Genomic DNA, 8,158 nt, shown 5'->3' on the forward strand with positions numbered 1-8,158 from the left:
GGGGCCGCTTGCGGCGCTACGTTTCGGGGCTCGCTATTCGCTCGGCCCTGCGGCGGCAAAGCCGCCTTGGTCTGGCCTATCGGCCCCCCCTACACATCGCTAGGCCAAAAATAAGCGCAAATGACCCCCAAAGAACCGCTAAGTACGCAATTCGGAAAAGAAAAGAAAAATATATAGTCTTTGTTTTGGCAAAGGGCCCTTTTGTTAGTAATTTGTTAGGGCCTATGCAATACCTTTACCTTGCTCCAAATTAAGCCTTATAAGTTATGCCTAAGGGAAATCAGAATTCTTCGCAAGAAAATCAACGCATTTACGAACAACTCTACCAAAGCCTCGAGGAATTTGAGGCCAATGAGGAATTACAGTCTGTTCAATCTGCCGCTGAACAACTCAATAGCCAAGCTAATGCAGTGGTCCAAACCGCCGCTGAAGGTTTTCATCAGGAAAGTACCCAAGAGGAGTTTAGCCAACCCCTAAACGAATCCGCCAATCCCCCCCAAGAACAACTATCCGTCGCTAGCCTCAATAGTGGTATCGAAAAACTAGCCGAAGGAATAAGCTTGCAAGAAGGAGGAGAGGAAGAAGGCGAAAGCAAGGAAACAACAGCCACCGCCGAAGAAGGACCAGAATTGCCCCCTCTAGGCGCCGCCTTCAATGAGTCCGAATTAGATGCCGAAATTGCCGCCACCCTAGGCCAAGACGTCCCTAGCTTTAATGAAACAGAGCTAGATGCCGCCATAGAGGAAACCCTTGCTGAAGATAAGGCCGCCGCCGCCGCAGCAGAACTCAAGGCCGCCCTAGAAGAAACCCTGGCCGAAGGAGAAACAGAGGAGGGTAGTAGCGAAAATAGCAACGAAAATACAGAGGCAAAATCAGAGGAAATCGCTCGCCAAGCTAGCCAAATGAATACGGAGGTCAGCCCCGAAGAAGCTAAGGTGGGCGCAAAAACAGGCGCAAAAGGCGGAGAAAAATCAACTGGAGAAACCAGCCCAACGGGCAACCCTCAAAACAAACAGCAAAACTCAGCCGCTGGAGGCGAAGCTCCCGCTAGTGCAACTACCGGCGATCAAAAAGGTGAGGAGGTCGGTGCCGCCTTTGCCGCCCGTATGAATATGGGCCCCGTGGCCCAAACTGCCGAGGAAAGCGCAGAGGCCCAAGAATTAGAAGCTGGCCGAGCCTTTGGCCTAGATGTTGGCCGCTCTGGCGGCCTAGGCAAAAAAGTCACTACCGATGAGTCGGGCAAAATGAATGTAATGCCCTTTGCCGAAGGCGAAAGCGCAGATGCTTATGTGGCCGCCCAAAAAGAGGTCATGGCCAGCAAAAGCCAAAAGTACCAAACGGGCTTTTATCAGGGCTTTAATCAAGGCTACCCCGAAGGCCAAAAACTAAAGGTGGAGGCCGCCCAAATAGAGGAACAACAAAAAATGGCGACCGATCCCGAAGCCCAAGAAGGGACTAAGGATGGGACCGAATCTGCCGTTAAAAGTAATAGCAATAAGGCCGAGGATAAAGAAAGGGTAAAAGAAATTAAAGCGGCCATGAAAAGCCGATCCAAAACCTATCAAGTCGCTTATTATCGCGCCTTTAATGTGGTCTATATGCAGGCCCGAGCCGCCGCCGTCAAAAAGTCGATGCCCGGCCCCGCAGAACTAATGGAAAACCCTACTTACCGCAAAGGCTATGAGCTGGGCTATAATATTGGTTTGGCCCAAGGCCAAGGCAAAGCCCCCGAAGGCATGAGCAAGGAGGAGGGCCAACAAGCCGCCACTTACGCCAAAGCAAATAAGGATAGCTCCGGCCAACCTATCGCAGAAGATCCCAAAAAGCTCTATTCTAGAGCCTTTTATCACGGCTTTAATGCCTCTTATATGAAGGGGAAAGAAACAAAGGTCCAAGCCGAAAAAGAAGAGCGAAAAAAAGATCCTCATTATGCCGTGGGCCATGTTTTAGGCACCCTAGCCGCTATGTCTTCTAAAGAAAAAGCGACGCAGGTCCTCAAAGGAAGCCTCCCCCTCTCCGAATTGGGCGAGAACCTTCCCCCGGTCCCAGATTCTGCTAAACAGTATTTTGCAGAAGGAAAGGATAAAGAACAAACCGCAGAGCAAAAGAAAAGCTTTGAGGTGGGCTATTATCACGCTTTTAATGCCTCCTACAATCAGTTTAAACAGCAAAAGCTCGATAATGAACAAAAGGCCAAAACCAATAGTGTAGAATATAAGAAGGGCCAAGATATTGGTAAAATTGCTGCCGCCGCTACCGTTAATCTCGATAAATATAAAAAGGAACTTAAGGCAAGCGAAGATCCCGCTAAAAAAGAGGAACTAACGGCCAAAATTGAAAAAATTGAAGAAAATTTAGCCACAATTAAGGACCAACTCAATGACGAAAATGTCAAAAAAGAGTTCAGTACAGGCTATTATCATGCTTTCAATACCAACTATAATGTCGAAAAGCAAAAGCTAGTCGATAAAGAGATGTCTGTAGCCGCCGATAGCCCTAAGGCTAAAGGCTATGAAGCTGGCCGACATATGGGCGGGCTCTTCTATGAGCACTATCAAGCAGCCATCGGCAAGCCCGAGAAAAAAGCCGAGGTAGATGCCAAGGTTAAAGAGGCTTTTGCCAACGCTAAAGCAGAAGGGGAGGAGTTCGAAAAAGGTTTTTATCTAGGCTATAATCAAACGGTCTATAGCGGGAATAATGCAGGCAAACAGGCCAAAACTAAAGAGGAGAGAGAAGAAGCACAAACTATCCGAAATGCAAAGGAGGAGTTTGGCGCAACGGCTGGCGGTGTCGATTATGTCGAAAAAGGCCGCGAATATGGCTATGGCCTCTGGTTTAAGTACGAGAGCGCTACCACTAAAGAACGCCCAAGCCAAAAACCAGAAGAAGCCTGGACCAAGAAAAAGGAAGGCCTCGCTAAGGTCATTAAAGAGGAAATGCAAGGAAAAGCCGATACGAAAAAGTTAGAAATGGCTTTTGAAAAAGGCTATGAGGTGGGAAGCGCCGCCGGTGCCCGAGAAGGAAAACAGTATTTTACTGGCTATGATGATGCCATGACAGGCAAACAAAAAGAAGCTGGCGCAAACGACCATTATTATCAAGGCTATAATGCCGGTAGCCAAGCTAGCCAATATGATAATTTTAAAGGCCAAGCACTCTCGCAAATGATTGATGGCTACGAAAATGATAGCGCTCAAGCCGCTTCTATTGGCCAGTCTAAGGAGTACCGAGAAGGCTATGATCTCGATTATGATAACTGGCTCTATATTGCCAAAATGGCTACTGGCCAAGCCACTGAAGAGCTGGGCGGAAGCTTAAAGCTTTTTGGCGATGAGGAAGCTCCCAAAGCCCAAACAGGAGAGGCCGCTAAAACTCAAGCCAATGAGATTTTGGCCCAAAAAGCCGCTAAAATGCAGGCCGCATTGGCCAAAAAACGCAAAGAGCTAGAAGATCAGGCCCAAAAAACAGCCGCCAATACAAAAAAAGACAGCAGTAGCGAAGATCCCCAAGCAGAGGTGGATCGCCAAATGACCGAAATCGAAAAAGGCTACCAGCAAGCAGTAGAAGATGCTACTGCCAAGGTGGCCAAAAAAGATAATACCGAAAAAGCCCGCCAAGATGGTCTGCTCTTTGGCTATCAATCCTTAGAAGGTTGTCCTCCACTAGCTGGACAAGAAGAGGCGCTGGCCGCCGCCGCTGGCAAGGATGCAGAATATGCCCAAGCCGATAAGAATACCCTGGCCGCCTTTAATGCCGGTCGGGCCGAAGGCTATAAAATGGCCCAAATGCTGCAAGCTGGCCTCATTTCTACAGAAGAGGTAAACCGAAAAATGCAAGGCGGTGGACACGATAGAGGCTATCAGCTGGGCCAAGAAACTGCCCGAAAAGATATTGAAGCGCATAAAAAGGCACTGCTGAACGGCGAGAGCTTTGAAGCTAGCAAAGAAACAGCCGCCGCAGAATTAGATGGCCCCACCCAAGCGGGCTTCCTAGATGGTTATCAATATCTCTTTGATAAAGGAGAAGCCTATAACTTAGGCTATCAACAAGGCCATTTAGCCGCTACCAACGAAAAAGAAGACGATAACTTTGAAGAACAAAGCTATACGCCTAAAGATCCTAGCCTCTCTTATGCCTCTGAACTAGAAGGACAGTTCCACCTTGGCCGTACAAATGGCCGCCAAGATGGCCTGAACCAAACAATTAATGGAGAAACCAAAAAGTCAGGCTCTGTCCTTGACCAAAGAATAGAAGAGCTACGAACCACCCTAGGTGATGCTTATGCCAATGCCTATGAAAAAGGCTATGCCTATGGCCGAGACCAACGCCAAGCTAGCCCCAGCCAAATGGCCAACCTCCAAGGAGAGTTTGAAGCCAATGGTGTGCCTACTATGCTCGAAGACCTCCAAGCATTCGTACCCCAAATTATTCAGGCCGCTAAAGAAGCTGGCCAAGCTGCCGCCGAAGAATTAGAGGATAGCCAAATCTCGCAGATCTTGGCCCAAATAGAAGGCCAAAGCCAAAGCCTGCTAAGCTTTGACCAAAATGCTACGCCCCTAGAAAATTATCAAGAACTAACCGCAGAACTAAGCAAACAGGCCGAAGACTTACTCTCAGAACAGCTGTCTAATGAAGATAAACAGTTCTTGCGCAGCGCAATCGCCGAATGGGAAAAACAACTGCAAAACTTTAAAGAAGGATATATCCGTGGAGCCAGAAAAGGCCTGGTAGAAGGAATCAATAATTCAGATACCGCTGAAGAAGGCGCCGCCCTAGCCGAAGCAACCGACTACCAAAACCAATTGCTGGCCGCCGCTGGCAATGTTGGCCAAGATAAGTATGTCCTAGGCTACGAAAAAGCACGCGAACTCCTCATCGATGATTCTTATAAAAGCCCAAATCCCTCTTCTGCAGAAATGGAGAAAGGCCGCTACCGCCTAGTTGGCGAGATGAGAAAGGCTTTGCTCCAACTTATCGAAAAAGAAGCTAGCGAGGCTAGCCAACAAAGTACAGCCTCCCAAGAAGATAAAGATCTGGCCAATGCAGTAGAAAATGCCTACCAAGACCTTAGCCGCATCTTTGCACAAGAACATCCTACGGCCCTTTCGCCAGGCCAAAACCAAAATGATTATATCAAGGACCAAGTACTCGCCCTACAAGCAGAATACGATAACTTTATTGCCGACCTAGATAAAGACGGAAAACGTAGCCTCGATAAATCTACCCAAAAACAACTAAAAACTAATTTTCAAGCGCTTTACCAAAGCCAAATCCAACCCTTTTTCCAACAATATAAAGAGGGCTTCCAAGCCGGATATACCGCCGGAATTCAAGAGGTCCTAGCAGGAAATACAGGCGTAGATGGCGTGGGCTCCGGTAATGCCCAATATAGCGCAGTAGAAAAAATACATGAGCAACTCGAAGCAGGTCTGATTGAAGATGGAGATGTGAATAGCCTTTCTTTACTCAACCAATACGATCCGGTGCTAGACCTGCTTTTTGAGTACACCGATGTGGTGGCCCAAGATCAAGAGCTCTTCTATTCCGCAGAAGATGCTACCCTAGATCTCCAAGACCAAATTAAAGAGAAAACAATTGCCAAAGAAGGGCTAGAAGCCCGAGAAAATCAATTGTCCGCAGAGGAACAAAGCGAATTAGAAGAGATCCGAACAGAATTAGACGAATTGCAGGAGGAACTCGAAATGGCCCAAGAGGAACATTTTGAAGCCTTCGAGGAACTCAATATGGTCTATGAAGGAATCGAGGACCAACTAGGCTTTACCAAAGGCGGTAACTCCGAACCCAAAGCACTGCTCGATTATCTTAGCATGACCAATGATGAGTTTACCCTCCAAGGAAGCTATAACTACCAAGATAGCCAACTCCAAATTCAAGGAAATGGCGCCTTCTATACCTCCGATAGCAAAGCCAATTGGCTCCAGCAAGCCGCCGTGGAGTTCCAAATTTCCGACCTGAAGTTTAGCTCCAATTCTTTCGAATACCTAGAAAGTAGCCGAGAGGTGAAGCTGCAAGCTGGACAGTTTTCGGTGCCCGTAGAAGATGGAGGCAATAGCCGAGATATTACTGTCGATTTTGCTAGCCTAAGTCTTAAAGCCGGCGAAAGCCTGATTAACCAGTTAGAGGTCCAAATGGACCTAGGCGCAGGCCTCAATGGGGGCGGCCTAATGGAAAATGATTTGAACTAATTCCTGATCTAAAACAACAAAAAAAGCGCTAAGCCTCAACGGCTTAGCGCTTTTTTGTTAAAACTTGATGTCCCGGGCTACAAATTGTAATTTCCGCCGCCCCCGATAAAAATGCTCTTCTAACTGATAACATAAATGAAAGGGCTTGCGACTCTTGATTTGCTCAAAATGTTCCATGAAGTTATAGGCAATGCCTTCTTGTGGACTCCCCTGGCCCTGCCGCAAAAATAAACGCAAATGCTTCTGGTTGATGGCCTTGGAATAACCACTGTCGCAAAGGTTTTTACTCATAAAATAGGGGTTGGGGTTGCCCGGCCCAAAAGGCGCAAATTGCTTGAGCAGTTTCCAAAACTTTGGCCCAATTAAAGAAAAATCTAATTGCGCATCTATGACAATGGCCTCGGGCTCTGGCCCTCTACTCAGTTGCTGATAAAGCTGCGCTTCTAAGGCCACCTCAAAAGCAGCCAATTCTTCTTTTTTGAGCTGTAAACCTAGGGCCCGACTATGGCCGCCATATTGTAATAATTGAGCCGAACAAACCTCTACCGCAGGCAGTAGTTCTTGGCCCTCAGGGCAACGCCCCGATCCCTGCCAATCTCCCGCCTTATTTTGGCCCAAAAGAAGACAAGGCCGCCCCCATTCTTTGCTCAATCGACTAGCCAAAATACCCAAAACTCCCAAGGGCCAATGCGGCTGCGCCAAGAATAAAAGCGAACGCTCCATCCATTGCCCCTGCTCTTGTAAGATGCGCTGAATGTCCCGATAGACCTCTTCTTGCGCCCTTTTTCTCGCCTGATTGTGCAAAAATAAAAGCTCCAATTTCTTTTTTTGCGCTTTTTCTCCCTTGGCCAACAAACAATCGGCAGCGGTTTGGGCATGCCCCATCCGCCCCGGCGCATTGAGCAAGGGGACCAAACCAAAATAAAGCGCCTGCATATTATAGGGCCTGGGCCGATCCAAACGCTGCTGAATCTGCCGCAAAATCTCTTCGCCCTCTTCCTCTAAAAAACGCAAGCCATGATGGGCCAAAATTCGATTTTCGCCAGTCAATGGGGCTTGGTCTGCCGCCAAACTGAGCGCCACCCACTGCAAAAGCGGCCAAAGTGGCGCCTCTGGCCAATTTTCTTGCTCGACCAAGGCCTGAGCGAGCTTAAAGGCCAAGCCCGCAGCCGTAATCTCTGGATTCGGATAGTTGCAGTTGGCCTGCTTGGGGTTGATCAAAGCAGCCGCCTTGGGCTGCTGCTGACGAGCCAATTCATGATGGTCCACAATAATCACATCAATGCCCAGCTTTTTGGCCAAAGCCAAGGCTTTATGGTCCCGACTGCCACAATCTAAAGCAATAATGAGCGAACAATTGACCGCCTGCGCAAACTCTACCGCATAAACAGAAAGGCCATAACCCTGCTCAAAACGATCGGGCAAAAGATAGTCTAAGGGCAGCTTTTGGTCCAATATCCGATGCAAAATAAGCAAAGCCGAAAGGCCGTCTACATCATAATCAGCAAAAAGTAGGGTTTTTTCTCCCCTAGCCAAGGCCTGCCCCAAACGAGCCAAAGCAGCAGGCAAGCCCGCCAGCAAATTGGGGGCATGCAAATGGGCCAAATTGGGCCGAAAAAAGGCCTTGGCCTCCTCAAAGTTATGCACCTCTCTTTGGACCAACAACTGGCAAAAAACAGGATGCACCTTCAGCGCCTCTTGTAGCTGCTGAGCAGTAGTGCTATTAAAAGACCGAAGTTTCCAAGCTTTCATTTTTCCTGCGCAAATTAAAAAAGGGAGCTTGTTTAAATTTTTTTAGTCAGCAGCTAGACTAAGGCAAAAAAAAATGCTGCAAAGCGCTTATTATTGTTGATTACGACAAAAACCAAAAAAGGGTTTGCCACCTGGGTGGGAATTTTTTAAAAAAATTTTTTACCGAAAAAAATTTAACCTTTTTTCCCCAAAAAAAATTG

At 47.7% G+C, this 8,158-nt stretch carries 2 protein-coding genes; one reads left to right on the forward strand and one right to left on the reverse strand.

Annotated elements, in window-relative coordinates; genetic code table 11:
* Window positions 1-266: 266 nt before the first annotated feature.
* Window positions 267-6,206: a hypothetical protein gene (locus SAPGRDRAFT_RS11620; protein WP_002659440.1), complete on the forward strand. Its 5,940-nt coding sequence runs from the start codon at window positions 267-269 to the stop codon at window positions 6,204-6,206.
* 57 nt (window positions 6,207-6,263) lie between these two features.
* On the opposite strand, the gene recJ is transcribed toward SAPGRDRAFT_RS11620, so the two are convergent.
* Window positions 6,264-7,958, reverse strand: coding sequence for a single-stranded-DNA-specific exonuclease RecJ (gene recJ / locus SAPGRDRAFT_RS11625; RefSeq protein WP_002659441.1), 1,695 nt, complete (start codon window positions 7,956-7,958; stop codon window positions 6,264-6,266).
* Window positions 7,959-8,158 lie beyond the last annotated feature (200 nt).

It is taken from the genome of Saprospira grandis DSM 2844 (genome assembly GCF_000275825.1).
In the GTDB taxonomy this organism is placed as follows: Bacteria; Bacteroidota; Bacteroidia; order Chitinophagales; family Saprospiraceae; genus Saprospira; species Saprospira grandis_A.